General features: G+C 28.9%; 22 protein-coding genes. 6 read left to right on the plus strand and 16 right to left on the minus strand.

Annotated elements, in window-relative coordinates:
- Positions 1-299: 299 nt before the first annotated feature.
- Entirely contained in the window at positions 300-1,499 is a 1,200-nt protein-coding gene (locus I4U58_RS04870) for a PLP-dependent aminotransferase family protein (RefSeq protein WP_195929917.1), read from the plus strand.
- Positions 1,500-1,618: 119 nt separating this feature from the next.
- Here the strand turns inward: I4U58_RS04870 and I4U58_RS04875 are convergent, their stop codons facing one another.
- Positions 1,619-2,986 carry an MATE family efflux transporter gene (locus tag I4U58_RS04875; protein WP_195929918.1) on the minus strand — a complete coding sequence of 456 codons (1,368 nt, stop codon included), beginning with the start codon at positions 2,984-2,986 and terminating at the stop codon, positions 1,619-1,621.
- A gap of 120 nt (positions 2,987-3,106) precedes the next feature.
- Here I4U58_RS04875 and I4U58_RS04880 point away from each other — a divergent pair, with 120 nt between their 5' ends.
- Entirely contained in the window at positions 3,107-4,009 is a 903-nt protein-coding gene (locus I4U58_RS04880; RefSeq protein WP_195929919.1) for a LysR family transcriptional regulator, read from the plus strand.
- Between the two features lie 53 nt (positions 4,010-4,062).
- Here I4U58_RS04880 and I4U58_RS04885 read toward each other — a convergent pair whose 3' ends face one another.
- The 8 genes from I4U58_RS04885 to I4U58_RS04920 form a co-directional block, all read right to left on the minus strand.
- Positions 4,063-4,482: a helix-turn-helix domain-containing protein gene (locus tag I4U58_RS04885; protein ID WP_195929920.1), complete on the minus strand. Its 420-nt coding sequence runs from the start codon at positions 4,480-4,482 to the stop codon at positions 4,063-4,065.
- 251 nt (positions 4,483-4,733) lie between these two features.
- Positions 4,734-5,285, minus strand: a complete 552-nt coding sequence (locus I4U58_RS04890) for a hypothetical protein (RefSeq protein ID WP_007286297.1) — start codon at positions 5,283-5,285, stop codon at positions 4,734-4,736.
- Complete coding sequence (gene bilQ / locus I4U58_RS04895) at positions 5,245-5,721, minus strand: bilirubin utilization transcriptional regulator BilQ (RefSeq protein WP_022071248.1); 477 nt, start codon at positions 5,719-5,721, stop codon at positions 5,245-5,247. Before bilQ ends, I4U58_RS04890 begins: the two co-directional genes overlap by 41 nt.
- Positions 5,722-5,801: 80 nt before the next feature.
- On the minus strand, positions 5,802-6,602 hold the full coding sequence (locus I4U58_RS04900; protein WP_195929921.1) for an arylamine N-acetyltransferase: 801 nt from the start codon (positions 6,600-6,602) through the stop codon (positions 5,802-5,804).
- 135 nt (positions 6,603-6,737) lie between these two features.
- The gene (locus tag I4U58_RS04905; protein ID WP_195929922.1) at positions 6,738-7,541 is read right to left on the minus strand and encodes a methyltetrahydrofolate cobalamin methyltransferase; all 804 of its coding nucleotides are present in this window, start codon (positions 7,539-7,541) and stop codon (positions 6,738-6,740) included.
- Between the two features lie 48 nt (positions 7,542-7,589).
- Positions 7,590-8,648, minus strand: coding sequence for a uroporphyrinogen decarboxylase family protein (locus I4U58_RS04910; protein WP_195929923.1), 1,059 nt, complete (start codon positions 8,646-8,648; stop codon positions 7,590-7,592).
- A gap of 93 nt (positions 8,649-8,741) precedes the next feature.
- Positions 8,742-10,112 (minus strand): MFS transporter, encoded by a 1,371-nt coding sequence (locus I4U58_RS04915; RefSeq protein WP_195929924.1) that lies wholly within the window; start codon positions 10,110-10,112, stop codon positions 8,742-8,744.
- Positions 10,113-10,211: 99 nt separating this feature from the next.
- On the minus strand, positions 10,212-10,844 hold the full coding sequence (locus tag I4U58_RS04920; protein WP_195929925.1) for a corrinoid protein: 633 nt from the start codon (positions 10,842-10,844) through the stop codon (positions 10,212-10,214).
- A gap of 307 nt (positions 10,845-11,151) precedes the next feature.
- On the opposite strand from I4U58_RS04920, the gene I4U58_RS04925 reads away from it, so the two are divergent.
- Together I4U58_RS04925 and I4U58_RS04930 are read left to right on the plus strand one after the other, a co-directional pair.
- Entirely contained in the window at positions 11,152-12,729 is a 1,578-nt protein-coding gene (locus I4U58_RS04925; RefSeq protein WP_195929926.1) for a helix-turn-helix domain-containing protein, read from the plus strand.
- A 13-nt stretch (positions 12,730-12,742) separates the two neighbouring features.
- Positions 12,743-14,293 carry a helix-turn-helix domain-containing protein gene (locus I4U58_RS04930; protein ID WP_195929927.1) on the plus strand — a complete coding sequence of 517 codons (1,551 nt, stop codon included), beginning with the start codon at positions 12,743-12,745 and terminating at the stop codon, positions 14,291-14,293.
- Between the two features lie 87 nt (positions 14,294-14,380).
- On the opposite strand, the gene I4U58_RS04935 is transcribed toward I4U58_RS04930, so the two are convergent.
- From I4U58_RS04935 to nadE, 3 genes are all read right to left on the minus strand, one after another.
- Entirely contained in the window at positions 14,381-15,211 is an 831-nt protein-coding gene (locus I4U58_RS04935; protein WP_195929928.1) for a PH domain-containing protein, read from the minus strand.
- Between the two features lie 339 nt (positions 15,212-15,550).
- Positions 15,551-16,270: a YebC/PmpR family DNA-binding transcriptional regulator gene (locus I4U58_RS04940; RefSeq protein ID WP_022071231.1), complete on the minus strand. Its 720-nt coding sequence runs from the start codon at positions 16,268-16,270 to the stop codon at positions 15,551-15,553.
- Positions 16,271-16,363: 93 nt separating this feature from the next.
- Positions 16,364-17,116: an NAD(+) synthase gene (nadE, locus tag I4U58_RS04945; RefSeq protein ID WP_195929929.1), complete on the minus strand. Its 753-nt coding sequence runs from the start codon at positions 17,114-17,116 to the stop codon at positions 16,364-16,366.
- Positions 17,117-17,245: 129 nt separating this feature from the next.
- Between nadE and I4U58_RS04950 the strand changes: the two genes are divergently transcribed.
- Both I4U58_RS04950 and I4U58_RS04955 read left to right on the plus strand, forming a co-directional pair.
- Positions 17,246-17,608 carry a sulfite exporter TauE/SafE family protein gene (locus I4U58_RS04950; RefSeq protein ID WP_195929930.1) on the plus strand — a complete coding sequence of 121 codons (363 nt, stop codon included), beginning with the start codon at positions 17,246-17,248 and terminating at the stop codon, positions 17,606-17,608.
- 12 nt (positions 17,609-17,620) lie between these two features.
- Positions 17,621-17,992: a sulfite exporter TauE/SafE family protein gene (locus tag I4U58_RS04955; RefSeq protein WP_195929931.1), complete on the plus strand. Its 372-nt coding sequence runs from the start codon at positions 17,621-17,623 to the stop codon at positions 17,990-17,992.
- A 41-nt stretch (positions 17,993-18,033) separates the two neighbouring features.
- Here I4U58_RS04955 and I4U58_RS04960 read toward each other — a convergent pair whose 3' ends face one another.
- The 4 genes from I4U58_RS04960 to hflX are packed head-to-tail and all read right to left on the minus strand — an operon-like array spanning position 18,034 to position 22,268.
- Complete coding sequence (locus tag I4U58_RS04960; RefSeq protein ID WP_195929932.1) at positions 18,034-19,605, minus strand: tetratricopeptide repeat protein; 1,572 nt, start codon at positions 19,603-19,605, stop codon at positions 18,034-18,036.
- 43 nt (positions 19,606-19,648) lie between these two features.
- Positions 19,649-20,293 carry a YigZ family protein gene (locus tag I4U58_RS04965; RefSeq protein WP_195929933.1) on the minus strand — a complete coding sequence of 215 codons (645 nt, stop codon included), beginning with the start codon at positions 20,291-20,293 and terminating at the stop codon, positions 19,649-19,651.
- A complete protein-coding gene (locus tag I4U58_RS04970; protein ID WP_195929934.1) occupies positions 20,290-20,979 on the minus strand; it encodes a helix-turn-helix domain-containing protein in 690 nt (229 codons plus the stop codon). Before I4U58_RS04970 ends, I4U58_RS04965 begins: the two co-directional genes overlap by 4 nt.
- Before the next feature lie 2 nt (positions 20,980-20,981).
- The gene (hflX, locus tag I4U58_RS04975; RefSeq protein WP_195929935.1) at positions 20,982-22,268 is read right to left on the minus strand and encodes a GTPase HflX; all 1,287 of its coding nucleotides are present in this window, start codon (positions 22,266-22,268) and stop codon (positions 20,982-20,984) included.
- Positions 22,269-22,431: the final 163 nt, after the last annotated feature.

Below are 22,431 nucleotides of genomic sequence, written 5' to 3' on the forward strand. Positions count from 1 at the left end.
AGCTTTGTTAGAAGCAAAAGAACAGGGAAAAATAAAACACATTGGAATAACTAGTCATGGTTTAGAAACTGTTGAAATTACTAAACTTTATCCTTTTATCATTGTAGAATCTCTTTAATCATAAATATTTTTTATTCCATTCTATAAATTTTCCTTATTGCCTGATTATTCCAATTATTATGTATAATTATTATAAGTAATATATTATTTTTATTTTATGTAATGAAATCTTTATTCTTAATTAATAAATCAGTCGTACTTATAAAGCTTTATTTAAAAACTAATAGGGGGTGCTTTTTATGGCTGTAAAATTTGCAAAAAGATTAGATAATCTAGAAGGTTCTGCTATTCGTGAACTTTTAAAACTTACTCAAAGACCAGAAGTTATATCATTTGCTGGAGGTATGCCTGCTCCAGAATTATTCCCGGTTGAAGAAATGAAAAAAGTTTCTGTTGCTGTATTAGAAGAACAAGGTCAAGTTGCTCTTCAATATACTACTACTGAAGGATATGCTCCACTTAGAGAGAAAATTGCACAAAGAATGAATACTAAATTAAAAACTAATGTTACTGCTGACGATATATTAATAACTAGTGGGTCTCAACAAGGTCTAGACTTTGCTGGTAAAGCATTTTTAGACAAGGGTGATGTTGTACTATGTGAAAGCCCTTCATATATGGGTGCTTTAAATGCTATGAAAGCATATGAACCAGAATTTATTGAAATACCTACTGATAATGACGGTATGATTATGGAAGAATTAGAAAAAGTTCTTGCTACTAACGACAAAGTTAAATTTATTTATGTTATTCCTGATTTCCAAAATCCATCAGGTAGAACTTGGCCAATGGAAAGAAGAAAAAAATTTATGGAAATCATCAATAAATATGAAATACCGGTTATAGAAGATGATCCTTATGGAGAATTGAGATTCGATGGGGAATATCTACCTGCTTTAAAGGCTTTAGATACTAAGGGCTTGGTTGTTTTCTTGGGTACATTCTCTAAGATATTCTGCCCAGGATATAGACTTGGTTGGACTTGTGCATCTCCTGAAATATTAAACAAATTCAACATTTGTAAACAAGGTGCTGACCTTCAAGCCTCTACAATATCTCAAATGGAAGTTAACAAATTTATGGATATGTATGATTTGGATGCCCATGTTGAACAAATCAAAGCATGCTACAAAAAACGTAGAGATGTTATGATGAAAGCCATGGAAGAAGAATTCCCAGACTGTGTTGAATTTACTCACCCTCAAGGAGGATTATTTACATGGGTTATACTACCAGAAGGAATTAACGCTGGAGAAATGGCTAAAAAATGTCTTGAAAAAGATGTAGCCTATGTTCCTGGTGAATCATTCTATCCTAATGGTGGTGTTTATAATACTTGTAGATTAAATTATTCTAATATGCCTGAGGATAAGATAATCGAAGGTATTAAGAGAATGGGTGAAGTGCTTAGAGCTGAATTGTCAGAAAAAGCTAAATAGAAACAGTCTAAAATATATATTATTTTTAATTTATATTTTAATATACTCATTTTTCATTTAATTTATAAAAAAGAATTGGTATACATTGTATGCCAATTCTTTTTCATTTCAGAATTTATCTATTTTACAGCAGTATTTAAAGTTACATCTTCATCTTTAATCTGATAATATTTATTTTTTATAAATACTGTTATTTGGAATATAATTATTCCTATCCAGCCTATTCCTGTTGCAAGTGCTACTCCACCGATTCCCATTGAGCCAACTAATAAGTATGAAAGTATTACTCTTATAACAATTTGTAGTGTAGTTCCTATTACAGGAATATTTACATGACCAGTTCCTCTATAATATCCTACAAATATACTTCCTACTAAACTTACTATATAAAACATTGATATTATCTTAAAGTAATGTATACCATAATTTAATACATTTTGACCCTCATCAAATACAAAGAAATTAAGTAAAACATCTGATTTGAAAAATAAAAATAAAATCATCAAAATGCAAACTAATTGTATTAAAATCATAGCCTCTTTAAATCCTTTTAAAACTCTTTTATAGTTTTTAGCACCAGTATTTTGTGCGATAAATATAGAAGTTGATTCTGAACCACTATTTCCAAATGCAAGGATAACATCTTCAATTCTTCCTGTTGCTGTATAAGCTGAAATTGCATCAACACCAAGTGAGTTTACTGCTCCTTGAACAAGTAACTTACCTATATAAAGTGATGATTGATGTAGAGCTGATACAAATGAATATTGCCAAGTTAGTTTAAGCAATTTTGAATTATATTTTATATCTTCTTTTTTTACTTTTAAAAATGGAATTTTAAAAACTATATATAAATATAATAAAACTGCTGATACTAATTGTGAAATTACGGTAGCTAGTGCAGCTCCCATTATTCCCATAGAAAATTGTTTTATTAACAATAAATCTAAAACTACATTTAATGCTATTGATATTACTAAAAATATAAGTGCCATCTTTGTATTTCCAACTGATCTTAAAATTGAAGATAAGAAATTGTATAAAAAAGTAGCTATAAGTCCTGCCAAAATTACATTCATATATTGAGTTACATATCCTATTAATTGTGACGGTGTTTGGATTAATCTCAATATAATCGGCATAAAGAAAATTCCTAAAATACTAATTATAACTGTGACTACTCCACCTAAAACTGAAGAAAGAAATATTTCATTTCTCATAGCATCATAATTTTTTTCACCATATAACTGAGCAGTTATAATAGATATACCTGTGCAACATCCTATTATAATAAATATGAATAAGTTCATAATAGTTCCTGCAATACCTATGGCCGCAAATGCATCATGCCCTACATAAGTTCCCACTATAATACTGTCTATAGTGTTATAAAATTGTTGAAAAATATTTCCTATTAAAAGTGGTATAGAAAGATATATTAATTGTCTTTTTATATTACCTTCTGTTAAATCATACGCTTGTTCCACCACTCTATCCCCTTTCTAACTTTTTCTTTATTAAATTGTAGCACTAAATTATACTTTTATATAATGCATATTTAAGCGTTATAATATAAAGTATATGTTATATTTTATGGAGGTGAATTTATGACGGAATTAGAAATAGATGCTTTTTTAAATATCGTAAAATACGGTAGCATTACAAAGGCAGCCGAAATTTTATATATAAGCCAACCTGCCCTAAGCAGAAGGATAAAATCACTAGAAAGTGAATTGCAATATAAATTATTTATTAGACAAAAGGGAGTTAGAAATATTACGCTTACACCTCAAGGTGAGGCATTTATATTAATCGCAGAAAAGTGGAAGGAACTTTGGCTCGAGACAAAGGATATCTCCCCGATATCTAAAAATACCATGTTTCATATTTCAGCAATAGATAGCATAAACTCATATATTTTATCAAAAGTTTACAAAACATTTATAGAAGAAAATAACCATATACATCTTGTTATTCACAATCTACACTCACAAGATAGTTATAAATATGTTGAAAATAAGCTTGTAAACTTGGGCTTTATATCAGATGATATGTATAGCAAAGATGTAAAAACTGTCCCTATTTTTAGTGAGAAAATGTGTTTTATATCTAATACGGAAAATAATTATCCAAATGTAGTCCACCCATCAAATTTAGATTGTAAATGGGAGATTAGATTGCCATGGAATCCTGAATTTGATAAATGGCATAATTATTGGTTTGGTACTACATCAAAGTCGTTAATCATAGTCGATAAAATGTCGATTTTAGATGATTTTTTACAAATAAAAAATAGCTGGGCTATCGTCCCTTTTAGTATCGGAAATTGGCTTGTTAAAAATAATAAAAATCTTCAAATCTCTGAACTTGAAGAAGCTCCACCTGATCGTATTTATTATTATATTCAACATATAAATTATAAGTCTGAATATGTAGATAAATTCTTGCGTATTTTACAAAAATATCTCGAAACAATTCCTGGAATTGTCGTTTTATTAAAATACATATAATTTCCTTAGAATTAAAAAATGAGGTATAGTTCACTTTCCATACCTCATTTTTATTATTCATCTATACGATTTACTTCTACACTTGTCTTATTTTCAAAACTATCGAAGGCAGCATAATTTAGTACTACTAATCCAATATTAAAAATTACAAACAGTAAAAGTACAATTCCAACAGTCTTCCAAACTCGATGTGAACGTCTATTTTTTATCGCCAATTGTTCATTAATCCTCATCAATTGATCTGCAACTTCATTTACATCTTGTTCTTTTTTTTCACCTATTTTTGCACCTAATAATTCGCTTACACTTACTTCAAAAATATCAGCGATTTTTATTAGCATATCTGCATCTGGAACTGATAACCCTTTTTCCCATTTCGAAATTGTTTGACGAACTACATTTAATCTTATTGCTAATTCCTCCTGCGATAACCCCTTACTTTTTCTAAGTTGTTTTAAATTTTCATTTAACATATAAAGCCTCCTAAATTTTTAATTTATACTTTTATCTTATAAAAACTCACCAATTTCATCAAGCAATGCAAGTTAACATTGCTGTGCAATGGCTAAATTTCAATCATAATCCCCCATAAATATATCTATATATTCTGTACATCTAAAACTGGAACACACAATCTTGATGGTGTTACTTTATATAAAAAGACAGTTGACGATAAAATCAACTGCCTTATAATATCAATATTCTATCTTTAAATATTTATTATCTAAATAACCCTCTTATAAATAATTGGTTCATCATATCCGAAAGTTCTCTTACCTCTAACTTCCATAGTTTCACTAACCTCTAAATACTCTTCTGAAAATCGTTCAAACAAAGTAAATTTCAAGACAGGTGAAAACATGCTTGTGCTGCCACCTTCCCATACTCCATCTTTTTCAATATATAATGCTGGGGTAAATTTTTCTGATACTCTTAACTCATTATAATCTATTTCTTTTAAATCTTTATAAGTAAATGTATTTTTATCATATCCATTTGGTACTTCATAAGAAGTTAATTTAATTCCATTTTCTTCTTGTGTAAATAAAAATAAGTGAGGTGAAGCATGTGTATTTCCATTTGATGTATAATAACTTTCTTCAACCATAAAAATTCCTTTAAAATCTTCTGGTAAATTTATAATTTTGTCATTACAAATCGTATTTACATGTTCAGCATAAGGAAAATCTATATTATCTAGTTTCATTTTGTCAAACTGCTCAGAGTTATTAAAGCTACCTGTCAATATGTTCATAAAATCTTTTAATTTGTTCATTTTGTTTTCCTCCATCTATTTCATTTAATTTAAAAATAATCTTTTTCATTAAATTCATCAATTCTTGTATGCTATTTTCATCAATATCAGATAAAACTTGTGTATCCCATGAATAAAAGAGTTTCTGGCTCTCTTGGACTATATTTTTACCACTTTCGGTTAAACTCAAAACATTAAATCGTCTATCATTATTATTCTTTCTCTGATTGATTAAATCTTTCTCTAATAATTTTGTTAAAATACGGTTTAATTGTCCTGCATCTATTTTAAGATATTCTACAATTTCTTTAGGAGAACACTCATTATTTTTGCCTATATAAATTAAAACAAATAATTGAGTATAAGTTACCCCAAAGTTAGAAATTTTTTCAGTACAATATGATACAAAGTACTTTCTTATTATTGATATATAAACGGCAAATGATTCATTTTTCACATTACCACCTCTCAATATTTAACAATTTAGATTATATATAAATTAGTTGACTTTGTCAAATATTCAATCATTAGTAATAGTTATACTAATACTTTTACAAAATTATCAAGCACTATATTAAAATATTCTTTTAATACATCATAAATCTTATCTTCTCGAACTTTTTCTATTTTTATAACTTGACCGTCTTTATAAAAGATTAGTTCTCCATCAAAAAATCTTATATGCTCATCTTCTGTATAACGCGCAACTTTCATTGAATTTATAAATGGTGAATTTGGATGTGATTCACAATAAAAAGACGGTAGAACATAATCAATATCTAATTGTGGTTCTAAAGAAAAACTATATATCTGTTTCCAATCTTTTTTAGGCTTTCTTTGATATAAAATATATTCTCCTTCCTGTTTTGGATTATATTCAAACTTATAATCACATTTTCCATCATTTTGGACTTTTCCAACTTCAAGTTCTAAACTTTTTCTAGATAATTCACTCAAAACTCCGACATCAGAAATATATGATTTATCATCTATATCTATTTTTAGTATTCTATGAAGTCTCATTCGTGTATTTCCATCTTGATAAATAAATCGTCCCGCTAAATTTGTCACATTAAATCCCAAACTTTTTAACAAATTGCTATAAAGTCCATTTAACTCAAAACAATATCCTCCTCTTGCTTTAACAATCATCTTATCAAATAAATCTTGTGATTCAAGTGATATAGGTTTTCTATTTAAAACATCTATATTTTCATATGGGATATGAGTCAAATGAGCTATTTGCAACTTACACAGTGTTTTATAATCTATCTTAATTTCATCATTATACTCCATCTTTTTTAAATATAAATCTATCTGTTCTTTGTTATATATCATAAAATCATCTCCTAAAAATATTTTTATTAAAAAAATAAGCATTGATAAGTGGCTTCAATTATCAATGCTTTTATTTTTTATGTTAATAAATTTATCTTATTTATATGGTCGAAAATTTATTTGGGATTCACTTAATTATTTTTTAGGCCCAATCAAGCCTTCTCTATATGCACCTATATATTCAATACAAAACTCATCTTCACCTAATAGAGCTTCTGTTGCGTATATAAGTCCTAACATATCTCTGTTTGTTGGGTCTAATATTGCACTATCTAATCCTGCATTCATTGCTAATACTGTAAAACCTAGGTTTATTAATTTTCTAACTGGCAGATTAAATGAAATATTACTTACAGCTGCAGTTATATGGATTGTAGGATATTCTTTTCTAATTGTGCTTATAACTTCTACATTCATAGCAATTCCATCTTCTGATGTACATAACATTTCAACTAATGGATCTATATGAATTCTTTCAGGTTTTATATTGTACTCTTCTGCTTTTTTCATTATATCTTTAAATACTCTTAATCTGTCTTCTGCTGTTTGTGGTATTCCTTTATCGTCTGAAAGTAAAGCTATCACTTGCCAATCTGTGTCTGCTATTTCTGGGAATATTTTATCTATTTTGTCCCCTTCCATTGAAACAGAATTGATAATTCCTGGTTTATTACAGAATTTATAAGCTTGTAATATTACATCAGCACTTGGACTGTCTACTGCTATTGGTAAATCTGTCACTTCTTGAATTTGTTCTATCATCCATTTTAATGTTTCAACTTCTTGAGCTTCTGGAACTGATGCACAGCAGTCAATATATGTTGCACCACTTTCAGCTTGTATTTTTGCTCTATTTTTTATAAATTCTGCATCTCTATTTTTTATCGCTTCTGCCACTACTGGAATAGAACCGTTGATTTTTTCACCTATAATAATCATTTTTTATCCTCCATCCATACTAATTTTTCTGTCTTAATTTATATTATCTTAGTCACAATAGAATTTACGAGATTCTGTGTACATTGTTTCATATCCTTTTTCTCTACGTTCTGGATTATTTTCACGATACCAAGCTATATATCTTCCTTCTTTACCATAGTCATGAACTCTATCTTTAACTGCTTGTACATATTCTTCATCACTTAATTTTCCATCTGGGTCTGGTGAGAAAGAACTTACTTGAGCTAGTTTATCTGCGTATTTTTCTAATATTCCAACCTTATCATTGCAAGCATCTTGACCTTCCCAAGAATCAAATCCAGCTGCTATAAAGTTTTCGATTTGATTTCCAACACATCCACAAGAATGGAAGTTTACATAAAGACCCATTTCATGAGCTGCATCATTCATTCTCTTATAATGTGGTAACATAACTTCTTCAAAAGTAGTTGGTGAGAAGAATGAACTTCTTTGAGTTCCCATATCATCATGGAATGTGATTATATCAGCATGGTATACTTCTTTTGCAATTTTCATTAATTCTATATGGAAATCTGTTAATTTAGTATAAAATGCTTCTAATGCTTCTTCCTCTTCTAATAAGTAGCAGAAAGTATCTTCAAAACTTGTTAAATCTGCTGTTCTTTCAAATAATCCGTTTACGATTGTAAATATAGTTGCTTTGTCTGGGTCGATTACTTTTGCATAATTTTCTTCATAATCTTTTTGCCAGTCTATAGTTGATAAATCTGGGAATACTAAGCTTTCCCAATTTGTTATATCATCTAATCTTCTTGTTCCTGGTTTAACCATTGCTGCATTTGTTTTTGGTTCATATTCCCACTCGATTCCGAACCAGTCTATACCACCATTGCATCTAGCAGTTGCATCTGGCATTACTAATGGTTGTATAAAGTTTATATCGAAATAATATGATGGCATCCAAAGTGGTTTTTCGCCTTTATACAATCTAAGTACATTTTCCTTTGGTGTTATAGGTGTATGATATTTTATTGTTTCAAATGATTTTGCTCCATATGGATTTGGAACAGCTGGATCTATTGTTGGATTTTGTATTTCCTCGATTTTAAAAGAATAGTCGCTCATCTTTTTTCCTCCCAATTTATAAACTTATTTTATTTACCTCAATTTTATTCAATCTTCTTTATCTTCAAATATTGTATATATCTTTATTTATATTTAATTTGCGCTTTCTCTTTCTTGTAATTCTTTTTCCATTATAGCTATATCACTGTCTTTAATCTTATATCCTAGTAATGGAATTATTGATACTACTAAGAATATTATTGGAACTACAAGGCATAATATTTTTATTCCACTGACTGTAGAACTTGTAATTGCTGCATCTGCATGGTATCCAACTGCTGATAAAACACTTGTTATAACAATACCTCTAACTGCTATTGATATTTTTATAGCCAAAGAGCTAAAAGACATTATAACTGCTTTAGTATTTTTACCTGTTTTATATTCGCTATATGTTCCGCAATTTGAATATAAACTTGTTGTATTTCCATAAGATATACCAAAGAATATTTGTGCTATACCTAAAAGTACTGTTACTATCATCATATTTGCTGGCATAACATATATAACTACTAGGCATACTGCAAATCCTAAAACCCCGGCGATATTTGTCATCTTGCTTCCAAGTTTTGCAACCACATTTTTTGATATAAGTGAACCTACTAATGCACCTACATTAAATACTACTAATATAATTGACATTGCTGATTCATCTTGTAAAACAACTTTCGCATAATATGCAACAGTCGCCATCAAAGTATAATATCCAATTAGTTTTAAGAAGTCGAAAATTAAAACTAATAATAATTGTGGATTTGATACAATGCTTTTACCCATGTCTTTAAATGAAATTGATTTTGCATGTTTTGCATTTTCGTCTAATACTTCTTTTGGTTCATCATAACCTTTAGTAATAGCAAAGTGTATTAAATAACAGACTGTGAAAGTAACTGATGCTATCAAAGCTGTCATTGTATAACCAATAACACCTGTTGAGCTTGCAAATATTCCTAAGAAGAATAGATTTAACACTGGTACAAAATATGATGCAAGGATTTTTCCTGCACTTGAACCAGCAGATATTCTACCAGAAAGGAATGCTCTTTCTTCTGGATCATCAGTAAGTTCACCAACTAAAGTTCTGTTTGCTGTCCAACATATATTCCAAATTGCATGACTTAAAACATATCCCAAACCACAAAGCAATGCTGCCACTGGGTCAGAACCAATCTTAGTAAACATCAATACGAAAAATGCTACTACAAACGGTGGCAAATATATAAGCCAAGGTCTGTATTTCCCATGTTTAAAATTAACCTTATCTATTATTACTCCTGCTAACATAGCAGTTATAGCATCTGCTATCCCTGCTACAGATGTTATCGCTGCAACTAATGCTAATGGTAATTGAGCTACATCTGTTAAGAATATTACAAAGAATGTTGTCTCAACTGTACTCATAAATGAAAATCCTACTTCGCTTATTCCCCAAAACAATTTTATTTTATTATTTATTTTTTTCATAAAGAGTCCCCATTTATATTTTATTTTTAGTTAATAACCACCCTTGCACTAAAACTTTTATATAACAAGTTTTAGTTTAAACATATATCATCTCTAATCTTAACTTGCTAATTTCTTAGCTACTTGAGCTGCACTTGCTGCATCTTCTGTATAAGCATCTGCTCCTATTTCATCTGCAAATTCTTGAGTTATTGGAGCTCCACCAACCATAACTTTTATTTTATCTCTACCTGGATATTCATTAAGTGCTTTTACTGTTTCTTTTAAAGCTGGCATAGTAGTTGTTAAAAGTGCTGATGCTCCTACTATTTTTACATCAGGATTTTCTTGTAATGCTTGAATAAATTTTTCTGCTGGTACATCAACACCTAAGTCGATAACTTCAAATCCTGCACTTTCAAGCATCATTATAACTAAGTTTTTACCTATATCGTGTAAGTCACCTGCAACTGTTCCCATTATCATTTTTCCTGCTGAAACTGCATTATCTCCAACTAATAATGGTTTTAAAACTTCAACACCTTTTTGCATTGCACGTGCTGCTACTAACATTTCTGGAACGAATATTTCATTTTTTGTAAATTTATCACCTACTACTGTCATTGAGTCTATCATTGCATTTAATATTTCTGGTGCAGTTGCGCCTGAATCTAGAGCTTCTTGAACTAAACCTGCTACTTTTTTAGATTTACCTCTTTCTACTGCTGTTGCTACTTCTTGAATTTTAGACATATTATTTCCCCCTAACATATAATAAATATTTTTTTAATCATTTTGTTAACATTTTCTTTGTGTCTGTTTGTTTTTCTTTTCTTTATATTTAAAGTATAGGATTTTAAGAGGGGTATTTTCAATGTAGGAATATATGAATTTTTTATAAAATTTTATAATTTTCATATAAAGTTTATTTGTAGATTCTTATAAAAAAATCATATTATTTTTGAATAAATCTACATTTTTTACCAATTATTATTTTTAATGCTCTATAATATAAATTAGAAACATTTATTTTTAGTGATTTTTAGAAAAGGAGGCCAAAATGTATATCAGCATTAATGAAATATTAGACAAATTTTTTAAATTCACTTCAAGATACAAAATATCATTTGATAGTGAAATAGTAAATTTTAAGTTTTCAACTAAAAATCTTAAAGATTATAGCCCATATTGTTTATATATTTTTAGGGCTAATAAACTTCCAAATGAAATTTTTAATTATGATAAAATAAATTTTTTAATAATAGGCGAGCCAGAAGATTTGCCTTACTTAAACAACTGCAACTATATTATATTAGAAGAGAAATCTATTTCTATATTTGAGATAATAACACTAATTCAAAATCTATTAAATTTTGATGATGCCCTTTCATCTTTCAAGGAAAAACTATTTTTCAGTATTGAAGATGATCTATCTATCAATAATATGATTTCTATAGCTTTTGAGTATTTAAACAACCCTATAATGGTGCTAAATTCTAAATATGAAACTTGTTATTTTGAACTTGGAAAAACTATTTTAAATGAGCCAGTTTGGGAATTTCAATTAAAAAACAATCGTCCCCATCCTGAATATTCATTAAAATACAATAAAAGTAGAGAAAACCGACTTATAGCAGAATCTAGCTATAATCATGTTATTACTTTCTTTGAAGGTCTTATGAATCATAGGGAAATTGCAATCCCAATAAAACATATTGATTTTTCAATTGGGCGTATATGTGTGTTGGAAGTCAATCGAGATATTACTCAAAGTGATATACATATTCTCAAGACTCTGGCAAAAATGATGTATCCTCTTATGATTTCTGATAAAAAATTTCTAAACTTAGAAACATCCAGATTTGATTCTGTTTTGAGCGACTTAATGAATAATCCAAAGCCAAACATGTTACTTATGAGAAAAAAATTATCCAACTTTAAATTCGACTTAGATTCAAATATGTACCTTCTTTGTCTGTGTGATTTGGATAATATAAATTCAAAATCTAAGGTAAACTATGTCAAACAAATGGTTCAAGGCATATTTGAAAAACACTATGTATTTGTATTTGATAAAAACATTATTGTTCTTTATAACAATAAAAATTCATTTGATTATTTTAAGAAATGCAAAGAATACAAAGAGTTTCTCGAATTTATAAAAAACTACACATTGTCAGTTGGTGTAAGCAAATTATTTGATGGGATTTCTGGAATAAGAAATGCTTATTTTGAATCATTGTCAGCCATAAATTTTGCAAATCGTCTTAATTGTATTTATAGCAAAGAACCCTCTATAAATTTTTATGATGATTATGTTTTGCATGACTTAGTTTACGATTTTGTGGCTAAGAAAAAACTTCACTATATCTTGGATTCAACAATAATAAACCTTTTAGCTGATAATAATACAAATTTAATTTCAACAGTTAAATGCTATTTAGATTGTGGAGAAAATCTAAACTTCATATCAGATAAGCTTGGAATTCACTATAATACATTAAAATATAGAATAAATAAATTGAAAACTAAATACTTTATCGATTTGAAAAATCCGGATTCATTAGTAAAATTAAAACTTGCAATTATTGCATTAGAAATATCAAAGGGGTATGACTTAGATCTTGGTTTAAACTAAAAGGGGGTAAAATATGTCTGTAACATTTAACGAAATATCTACTAAATTAGCTTCAAAAAATCCTATAGTTATAATGCGAAAAAACATAAATATTTCAAACTACTATTATATAGAAGATAATTTCGACAAACTTAATTCCTACAGTCTTTACATATGTAAATTGTCTAATTTTCCAAAAGAATTTAAGACTGATAAAATCATTAATTTCTTGATAATTGTAGACATTAATATAAAATACGACTTATTTCAACTAAAAAACTGCAATATTTTAATTTTAGAAGATAATAAAATAAATCTTTATAAATTACTAGAAAATTTGCAGGATATTATCAATGTAAATGCCGATATAATCGCCTCTTCAAATAGCATTATCGACGCAATATCTCAAAATGAATGTATTGGTGATATTATAAAAATAATTTATAATTATCTCCAAAATCCAATTATAATCTCTAATTCTGCAAATTACCTTTGTTATCATGACGGAGATAATTTAACTAATGATGATACAATTTGGGACGATTATATAAAATATAGTTATCCAGATCCATATTATCTAGAAAAAATTTATTATGATATTAAATTTGTACAATCTATATCATCAAAAAGCGATTCACATATTATAGATTATTTGGACATAATGGAACACAGAGTTTTAACTTGTCCAATAAAGATAAATAATTTAAATATAGCTTATATCTATGTTTTAGAATCTAATAAACCATTTAGTAAAGAGGACATGCGTATACTCAATATACTTTGCAAAATAATTGCTCCTTCGATAATAAACGACAGTAGATTTAGTTATTGTGAAAATTCCCAAATAGATTCTATTTTTTATTATTTATTGTCATGTGAAGGTCCACAACCCCACTTTCTTGAACAAACATGCGAAATATTAAATTTAGAAATACATTCAAATTTCTTCTTATTAAATATAAATTTATTAAAAAAAGAAATTACCATAGAAAAATTTAAAGAACTTTACGATTTGATAAAATCAATATTTTTCAATCAGTTCGTATTTATATATAAAAATCAGATTTGCATACTATATGTTACAAGAGATGATAATCCACATAAATTCAAAATATACTCTAAATATTTCTTAGATATATGCGACAAATACAATTTATCTCTTGGTGTTAGCGATATGTTTTTCAACTTACACGATATAAAAATAGCATACAACCAGACACTAAAAGCACTAGATTACTCAACTAGCTTACCTGATACAAATCGTATAAATTATTATTCTGATTTTATGCTTACAAACTTGGTTTATGATTTTTTAATAAATGAAAACACAGATAATATTATTGACCTTAACTTTAAAGAATTTATAAACTCTGCATCAGAAGAATATCGCCAAATGCTAAAGCTATTTGTCGATAATAACGGAAATATCAAAAAAACCGCCGACGAGCTGCATGTGCATTATAATACTTTGAAATACCGCTTGGGTAAGATTAGAGATGAGTATTGTATTGATTTTGAGGATTTGAATTATATTATTAAGCTGAAGTTGTCTTATATTGCTTTGGATTTTATTGCGAATACATAGATTTACATATTTTTTGATTCTATACTTAGAAATTATATTAATAGAAAAACTGCTATAGAGTATACTAATTCCTCTATAGCAGTTTTTCTACACTCCTAAAAGTTCCTTTTTCTTTTTATCAAATTCTTCTTTTGTTAAAGCTCCCATATCTAATAATTGTTTATATTTTATTAATTCATCAGCTGGAGATATATTATTTAATACTTGAGATTTAGAAATATTTTTATTCTTTTTATATAATTCCACTTGTTCATTGACTATATCAGCAAAAAAACTAACTGTATCTTTTGATATATTCTCTATCATCCTTGTTGTAGCCCCATCAGTAATAGCTATTTTCCCAAATATTAATCCTTTGCTGTGAGAAATACTATTAATTCTATCTAAAGGTATATCAATTAATTTTAGTCCATAAATCATACCCTTATCTAACATTAATACACGTTTATTTGTACAAACTATAAGCCATGTATTCCCATCATTTATCCCACTTGTCATAGCTTTTATTATTTCACCTTTTCTAAGTATTAATGGTAACTCAGCAATTTCCTTTCTTGTTCCCCATTCATCTCTACATGGTAGTGCTTCTATTTCTTCTCTTATCTCTTTAACTGTTTTTCTATTATGTGATTCCTCTTCAGAGGCTTCTTTATTATATGATTCTTCTTCATATTTGCAATTATCTTGCAAATATTCTAATGCAATTTTACCCTCTTCCCTTAATTTATGAGGATATGCCAAAGTAATAATCTTTTTATTTACAGTAATTTGTATTACTCCATTATTAGCGAAAGAAGATTTTGCAAACAATTTTACAGATTCAATCTCTGTAAGCATTATTTCCTTCTTTCCTAATATTATCCGATCATCTAGTAATGTCCATTCTTTTAAAAAACCAGCCTTAAAACTTAAATTCATTTTATTTTCTCCTTATCTATTAATAATGTTTAAAATATTATTACTGTATTGGTAATAAATTTTTTTATTGTATACTATGTCTTGTCAATAGTTACTACAATTTCCATTTACCATATACAGCATTAAACTTTATTTAAATCGAATTGTTATTAATCATAAAATAGTATAATATATTAATAGTGTCTAAAATTGTCATTTTTTAGCTTAAAATAATATTTTAATAAATTAATAAAAAACACCCCCAATTACTCAACACAGATTTCTCCATATTTCATAATCAGAGGTGTTATATTATCACATTTTAAATTCTAAAACATTAAAATCCCTAACTCATAATAACTATTCAGTTATTTCCCAGTTATGGTAAACGTTCTGAACGTCGTCATCTTCTTCAAGTAAGTCTATTAATTTTTCCATAGATTTTACTTGACCTTCGTTGTCTAAAACTGTAGTAGTTTGTGGTATTAATTTTATATCAGCAGATACGAATTCATATCCTTTTTCAACTAAAGCATCTCTAACTGCGTTGAAATCTTCTGGAGCTGTTACAACTTCGAATCCATCTTCTTCTGTTATTATATCGTCTGCTCCAGCTTCTAAAGCGTCGTCCATTAATTGTTCTTCGCTTACATTTTCAGCAGCTATTAATATTTGTCCTTTTCTATCGAACATGAAACCAACGCATCCAGTAGTTCCTAAGTTACCACCGTTTTTGTCGAAGTAATATCTTATGTTACCAGCAGTTCTGTTTTTGTTGTCAGTTAAAGTTTCAACTATAACAGCAACCCCACCTGGTCCATATCCTTCGTAAGTATTTGAGAAGTAATCTTCTCCACCGCCAGCTCCAGCACCTTTGTCTATTGCTCTTTTGATATTATCATTTGGCATATTGTCAGCTTTAGCTTTATCTATAGCTGTTTTTAAAGCTGCATTGTATTCTGGATCAGCTCCACCTTCTTTAGCTGCAACAGTTATAGCTCTTGCATGTTTAGTGAATACTGATGCTCTTTTAGCATCTTGTTTACCTTTTCTATTGATAATATTGCCTATACGACCCATAATTTCACTCCTTAATTTTAATTTCGTTCATTTATAGATTTATTCAAAATCTATTGCAAAGTAAATTTTAGCACAAAACTTCCATTTAGTAAATTAGAATCTTGGAGGTTTTGGTGCTGTGTGTCTTTTATGTTCACTGATTTTATGTAATCTATCTATGATGTCTAAGTCCTTTTGAGGAACTTCATCTCTTTTACCTAATACAACCTTGTCTATCATGTTGTATGTTGTTCCCATTTCATTTTCGTCTGTTTGACCTTCCCATAAACCTGCTGATGGAGCTCTATTAATTACATCTTCGTGTACTCCTAGTGCCTTAGCCCATTCATAAACTTCTGCCTTTGTAAGGTTTGCTATTGGAACTAAGTCTACTCCTCCATCGCCGTATTTTGTGAAATATCCAGTATGTATTTCTGCTGCGTTGTCTGTTCCTACAACTAAATACCCTAGGTTGTTTGCAACTGTATAAACAGAACACATTCTTACTCTAGCTCTTAAGTTTGAATCTGATGCTCTAAGCCCATCTTCATTATATAAATTCTTTTCTTTAAGAGCTGAAGTTACAGAGTTTAATATCATTTCTTGTGGGGTTGTTAAATCTAAATCGATATAATCTATTCCACAACCGTTTATAACTTTAAGTGCATCTTCCCTGTCTTTTGGGTTGCTGTTGATGCTCATAATTACCCCTATAGAGTTGTCTGGAAATGCTTTTTTTATAAGGTAACAAACTACAGCTGAGTCTATTCCACCAGAAACCCCAACAACTAATCCTTTGCATCCTGCTTCTTTAACTTTTTCCCTAAGCCAATCTACTGTTTTTTCTATTTTTTGATTTATTCCCATTTATTTTACCCCTTTCTTATAAAAATCTATACTTATAATACCATATTTATTTCAAAATTAATTTATTATTTTTACATCTATACATAGTTTTATCAAAATCACAAATAATAATACAAGGTAGGTGAAGATATGAACAATCCATTTAGTATTAAAAATTCTATAATTGGAGCTTTTACTGGTTTTATTAATGGGCTATTCGGTTCCGGCGGTGGTACTCTTTTAGTCCCTATCTTAAACAACATTTTAAAAGTAGAAGAACACAAATCACATGCTACAGCCTTAGCTGTAATAATATTTTTAACAACGACAAGCTCCATAATATATATCTCCAAAGGAACATATGACATTGGTCTTACATGTAAAGCCGCCATAGGAAGTATAATAGGAGGTATCGTGGGAGCAAAATTATTGAGCAAAGTAACCGGTAAGTTTTTGAGAATTGCTTTCGGAATAGTTATGATAATATCTGCAATTAGAATGATTTTTTATTAATAGGAGGAATTTATGTTAATAGCAATAATAGGATTTTTTGCTGGAATAATCGGCGGAATGGGAATGGGTGGAGGAACAATACTAATCCCTGCTCTTATATTATTTGCAAGTATTGACCCTAAAATTGCCCAAAGTACCAACTTACTATCATCAATTCCTATGACAATAGCAGCACTATACATACATATTAAAAAGAAAAACGTCGACTTTGAATTAGTTCTTCCGATAGTATTATTCGGTATAGTTGGTGCTTTTTTTGGCTCTACATTAGCAGAATATCTATCATCTGATATCTTAAGAAAATGTTTTGGAGTATTTTTATTGATTATAGGAATCTTTGAAATTCAAAAAGGTTATATGCACAAAGACAAACAAAAAAAATAAAGCCTAAAACTATTAAACAATATAGTTTTAGGCTTTTTATGTTAATTTTTTTCTTCTAATCTACTTATCATAAAGAAGTCCTTTATTGCATTATCATAATCACCTGTTTGGCAATATGCATCCCCACGTTTTTCATAAGCTCTTATGTCAGATGGATTTCCTTCTATTGCAACAGAAAAATCGTCTATCGCTTCTTTATATTGCTGAAGTTTATAATAAGCCAAACCTCTATAATAATAATTTTTAAATTGGCTCTTATCAAGCTCAATTGCTTTATTAAAATCAAGTATTGCTTCGTTATATTCTTCTAAGTCTAAGTTTGCAGCTCCTCTTCCCATATAAACAATATAACTTTCGTAACCATGTTCTATAGAGCGAGTATAGTCATCTTTTGCCTTTTTGAAGTTTCCTGTGATAGAGTACTCTTTTCCTCTATTGCAGTAAGATTTTCCTACTTTATAGCCCATTTTTATCGCTTTTGAGAAATCACGTATTACTTTTGTGTGATTTTCCATTTGACCATAAGCAAGTGCTCTGTTGTAATATGCTTCACCATTTTTAGGATTTAATATTATAACTCTGTCCAAGTCTTTTATGGCCTTGCGTAAATTATCTTGTTTTAAGTAAGCTACTGAACGATTAAAGTAGCTTTCTTCGTACTCTGGGTCTAGTTCTATGGATTTATTGTAGTATTCGATTGCGTTATTAATTTGGTTCATTTGACAATAACAATCCGCCATTCCCAAATAACCTTCTTTCATATGTGGAGCCAAAGTTACAAATGTCTTGTAGTCTAGTAGTGAGTTTTTATATTGTTTCATTAAATAATATAGTCCTGCTCTTTCGTAGACTATTCTCTCGTCGTATTTTTCAAGATTTATAGCATTTGTAAAATCTTTTAATGCTTCTTTATATCTGCCTAAATAAGCTAGAATTCTTCCTCTATTATAATAGGCACTAACATCATTTTCGTCTATTTCTAGTGCTTTTGTGTAGCTTTCCATAGCCTTATCGTATTCTTTTAAGTTGCTATAAGATACTCCTAAGTTATAGTAAGCTACTTCATATCTTGGATCTATTTCCAATGATTTTTTATAATTTTTTATTGCTAGTTCATTATCCCCTAGTCTACTATAACAAACACCTTTACCCCTATATGCTTCTTTATAGTTTTTGTCTAGTTCTAATGTTTTTTCAAAATCTTTTATAGCTGAATAAAATTTATCGAATTTTATATAAAACTCGCCACGATAGTAATAACCATCTGCACTGTCTGAGTATTTTTCAATAATTTTATTTATATAAGCCATTTTTTCATTTATTTCAAATTCCATATTGGCGTGATTCAACATATCTTGTATGAAATTTTGTCTTTCTAAGTCCTTTTGTAATTTATTTAAATTTTCTATAGTATTGTTCATATCCACATTTCCTGATTTAGATAATTTAAATAAATTAAATACCATGAAAATCATAAATCCATACATAAAGCAGAATATGATTATCTCTTCGTTTTTTGATAAATTCAAAATTGCTATAGCTAAGAATAAAATTCCTATTATAGCTAGAGAGATTCCTATTTGTCTTGTTATTTTGTTTTTTTCACTTTCCATTATGACGTCCCCCTCGATATATCTATTGTTAAATAAACCCTATCTAAAAAATAATTTCCCCTTCTTTTTCAGATAGATAAAACCCTTCACTTTCACCTATTTCTGCAGTTCCACTAGTTATATCTATCATTTTAGATTTTAGTGATTCTGCTTCTTCTTCTCTCGAGTAAACTATTATTTCTACTTTGTCAGTATATAAAGTGTCTTTTATTTTGTAACCCATATTCATTATTTCATTTTGAACTTTTCCTATTTGGTTATAGTCTATAGTTACACTTATTTCTTTGTATTTTACCTTTTGTATAATTTGAGCTGCTTCAATACCAACTTTTGCACCTTTTGTATATGCTCTAACAAGTCCGCCTGCTCCTAATTTTATTCCTCCGAAATATCTAGTTACAACAACTACTACATCTCTTAAGTCTTCTTTTTTTATGACTTCTAATGTTGGGATTCCTGCTGTTCCTTGTGGCTCTCCATCGTCACTATAGCGTTGGATGTTCATAGTTTCACCAACAGTATATGCCCAAACATTATGAGTAGCATCTTTATGCTTCTTTTTTATTTCGTTTATGAATTCTACTGCTTCTTCTTCAGACTTTATAGGTTTTGCATATCCTATAAAAGTAGACTTTTCTACTATGTATTCATCTGTTCCAAAACTGTGTAATGTTTTATATGTCTTCATAGTGCCTCTCCCCCTGCCGTTAGATATTTCAAAGCCAAAATTGCTTCATTATATGCCCTGATGACATATTCTTTTTCGTTGATTTTTTTTCTGTCTATAAGTCGTTGCAAAATCTCGACTGTCTTATCATCTCCCACCTTTGCCAATGCTTTGGCACAATATTGTCTTGTCTGTGGATTTGGGTCATATAGCCCCTTTTCCAAGACTAACTTGCTCTTTGGAGAAGATATTTTTCTAATAGCTGAATAAGTTATTCTTCTTATGTCTGAATGTCTATGGTTTGTAAGAGGATGAAGTATTTTTAAAAATCTTTCATCTCTAAACTCTCCCGTTGCCCAAATTAAGACAATTAAATCATCTGCATTTTGTTCTCTAAGTATTCTTTTGTATAATTCTCTTTTGAAGTTTAATTCTTTTTCTTCATCTAGACTCAGCTCTTCTATAAATTCAAGTCTTGAGTCTTTGCCTAATTCTAAAAATTTATCCAATATATCTTTTGAAGATTCTACTTTTTGTTTGTTTGCAGATTTTATTTCTAATTTTGCTTTGATTAAATGATCATTTACATCTGCAATTGGTATATTTCTGATTTTGCTAATTTGGGACACTGTTTTTGATTCGTTATAAAGAAGATATGTAATAAAGTAGTCATCTAAGTTATCGATATTGCTCCAACTTATGTCCATTTTTATTCCTCAACTATATATTCTTTATATATATTATAATCTTCTTCATCTAAACTTACTTCAAGTTGTGTTCCATTTTCAACATATTCAAAGTAATCTACGTTGTATTTTTCTTTTATTTTACTGAATATATTACCTTTATCGTATGGAAGTAATAATTTAACTTGATAAGTGTCTTCCATTAAAGCATTTTCTATCATTTTTAGAAGGATATCCATATTGATACCTTTTTTAGCAGAAATATAAATTCTATCTTCTCTATTTCTTGGATAAATATCTAGCTCTAGTCTGTCTATTTTGTTGTAAACTATTATAGTTTTCTTATCATCTGCACCTAATTCTTTTAATACTGATTCAGTAGTTTGTTTTTGTAATTCAAAACTGCTGTTTGTAGCGTCGATTACATGTAGTATTAAGTCTGCATATTTAACTTCTTCTAGTGTCGCTTTGAATGCTTCTACTAAATCATGAGGTAGTTTACTTACAAATCCAACTGTATCTACTACTAGAAAATCTCTTTTATTTGGTAAAGTAGCTTTTCTTAAAGTTACATCAAGTGTTGCAAATAGCATATCTTTTACGAAAACTTCTTTTTCAGTTTCGTAATCTTTGTGTGTCTTTATTAATTCGTTCAATAAAGTCGATTTTCCTGCATTTGTATAACCAACAAGTGCAACAATTGGTATATTTGATTTTAGACGTTGAACTCTTTGAGTTTCTCTGTTTTGTTTTACTTCTCTAAGCTCTTTTCTTATGTCAGCAGCTCTATTTAAGATATGTCTTTTATCTATTTCAAGCTTTTGTTCACCAGGACCTCTAGTACCTATACCAGCACCAGTTCTACTCATTTGTCCACCCATTCCATAAAGTCTTGGTAATCTGTATTTTAATTGAGCAAGCTCAACTTGTAGTTTACCTTCTTTACTTAATGCTCTTTGTGCGAATATGTCTAATATTAAAGCTGTTCTGTCGATTACTTTTAGTCCTGTAACATCTTCTATATTTCTCATATGTGCTCCTGATAATTCATCATTAAATACTATCATTGTAGCACCAAGCATTTGACAGTAATCTCTTATTTCTTCAACTTTACCTTTTCCTATGAAATAAGCAGCATCTCTCGCTGGTTTATTTTGAATTACAGATGCTAAAACTTCTGCTCCAGCAGCCTTTACTAATTCTTTAAGTTCTTCCATAGATTCATTTATATCAATATCGTCGATTTTTTTTACATTAGTTGTTATATTTAAGCCCACTAAAACGGCCTTTTCTTGTAGTTTTTCTTCCACAAAATCACCTCTTTATTTTACTTCTTGTCAATTCATTTATTTGCCAGTATTTTTGCCTTATTATATATTTTGACTTTTATAATAAATAGTATCAAAGTCCATTTTTATTCCCCCTAAATTAAATTTTTGATTTTATTATATGCATCAATAATTTCGCTAAAGC

It is taken from the genome of Clostridium sp. 1001270J_160509_D11, from assembly GCF_015667935.1.
In the GTDB taxonomy this organism is placed as follows: Bacteria; Bacillota; Clostridia; order Peptostreptococcales; family Peptostreptococcaceae; genus Intestinibacter.

What these genes read in the sequence shown, in the direction of transcription:
- I4U58_RS04870 (WP_195929917.1), top strand. Translation starts at nt 300, where the DNA reads ATGGCTGTAAAATTTGCAAAAAGATTAGATAATCTAGAAGGTTCTGCT.
- I4U58_RS04880 (WP_195929919.1), top strand. Translation starts at nt 3,107, where the DNA reads ATGACGGAATTAGAAATAGATGCTTTTTTAAATATCGTAAAATACGGT.
- I4U58_RS04885 (WP_195929920.1), bottom strand. Translation starts at nt 4,482, where the DNA reads ATGTTAAATGAAAATTTAAAACAACTTAGAAAAAGTAAGGGGTTATCG.
- I4U58_RS04890 (WP_007286297.1), bottom strand. Translation starts at nt 5,285, where the DNA reads ATGAACAAATTAAAAGATTTTATGAACATATTGACAGGTAGCTTTAAT.
- I4U58_RS04900 (WP_195929921.1), bottom strand. Translation starts at nt 6,602, where the DNA reads ATGATATATAACAAAGAACAGATAGATTTATATTTAAAAAAGATGGAG.
- I4U58_RS04905 (WP_195929922.1), bottom strand. Translation starts at nt 7,541, where the DNA reads ATGATTATTATAGGTGAAAAAATCAACGGTTCTATTCCAGTAGTGGCA.
- I4U58_RS04910 (WP_195929923.1), bottom strand. Translation starts at nt 8,648, where the DNA reads ATGAGCGACTATTCTTTTAAAATCGAGGAAATACAAAATCCAACAATA.
- I4U58_RS04915 (WP_195929924.1), bottom strand. Translation starts at nt 10,112, where the DNA reads ATGAAAAAAATAAATAATAAAATAAAATTGTTTTGGGGAATAAGCGAA.
- I4U58_RS04920 (WP_195929925.1), bottom strand. Translation starts at nt 10,844, where the DNA reads ATGTCTAAAATTCAAGAAGTAGCAACAGCAGTAGAAAGAGGTAAATCT.
- I4U58_RS04925 (WP_195929926.1), top strand. Translation starts at nt 11,152, where the DNA reads ATGTATATCAGCATTAATGAAATATTAGACAAATTTTTTAAATTCACT.
- I4U58_RS04930 (WP_195929927.1), top strand. Translation starts at nt 12,743, where the DNA reads ATGTCTGTAACATTTAACGAAATATCTACTAAATTAGCTTCAAAAAAT.
- I4U58_RS04935 (WP_195929928.1), bottom strand. Translation starts at nt 15,211, where the DNA reads ATGAATTTAAGTTTTAAGGCTGGTTTTTTAAAAGAATGGACATTACTA.
- I4U58_RS04940 (WP_022071231.1), bottom strand. Translation starts at nt 16,270, where the DNA reads ATGGGTCGTATAGGCAATATTATCAATAGAAAAGGTAAACAAGATGCT.
- nadE (WP_195929929.1), bottom strand. Translation starts at nt 17,116, where the DNA reads ATGGGAATAAATCAAAAAATAGAAAAAACAGTAGATTGGCTTAGGGAA.
- I4U58_RS04950 (WP_195929930.1), top strand. Translation starts at nt 17,246, where the DNA reads ATGAACAATCCATTTAGTATTAAAAATTCTATAATTGGAGCTTTTACT.
- I4U58_RS04955 (WP_195929931.1), top strand. Translation starts at nt 17,621, where the DNA reads ATGTTAATAGCAATAATAGGATTTTTTGCTGGAATAATCGGCGGAATG.
- I4U58_RS04960 (WP_195929932.1), bottom strand. Translation starts at nt 19,605, where the DNA reads ATGGAAAGTGAAAAAAACAAAATAACAAGACAAATAGGAATCTCTCTA.
- I4U58_RS04965 (WP_195929933.1), bottom strand. Translation starts at nt 20,293, where the DNA reads ATGAAGACATATAAAACATTACACAGTTTTGGAACAGATGAATACATA.
- I4U58_RS04970 (WP_195929934.1), bottom strand. Translation starts at nt 20,979, where the DNA reads ATGGACATAAGTTGGAGCAATATCGATAACTTAGATGACTACTTTATT.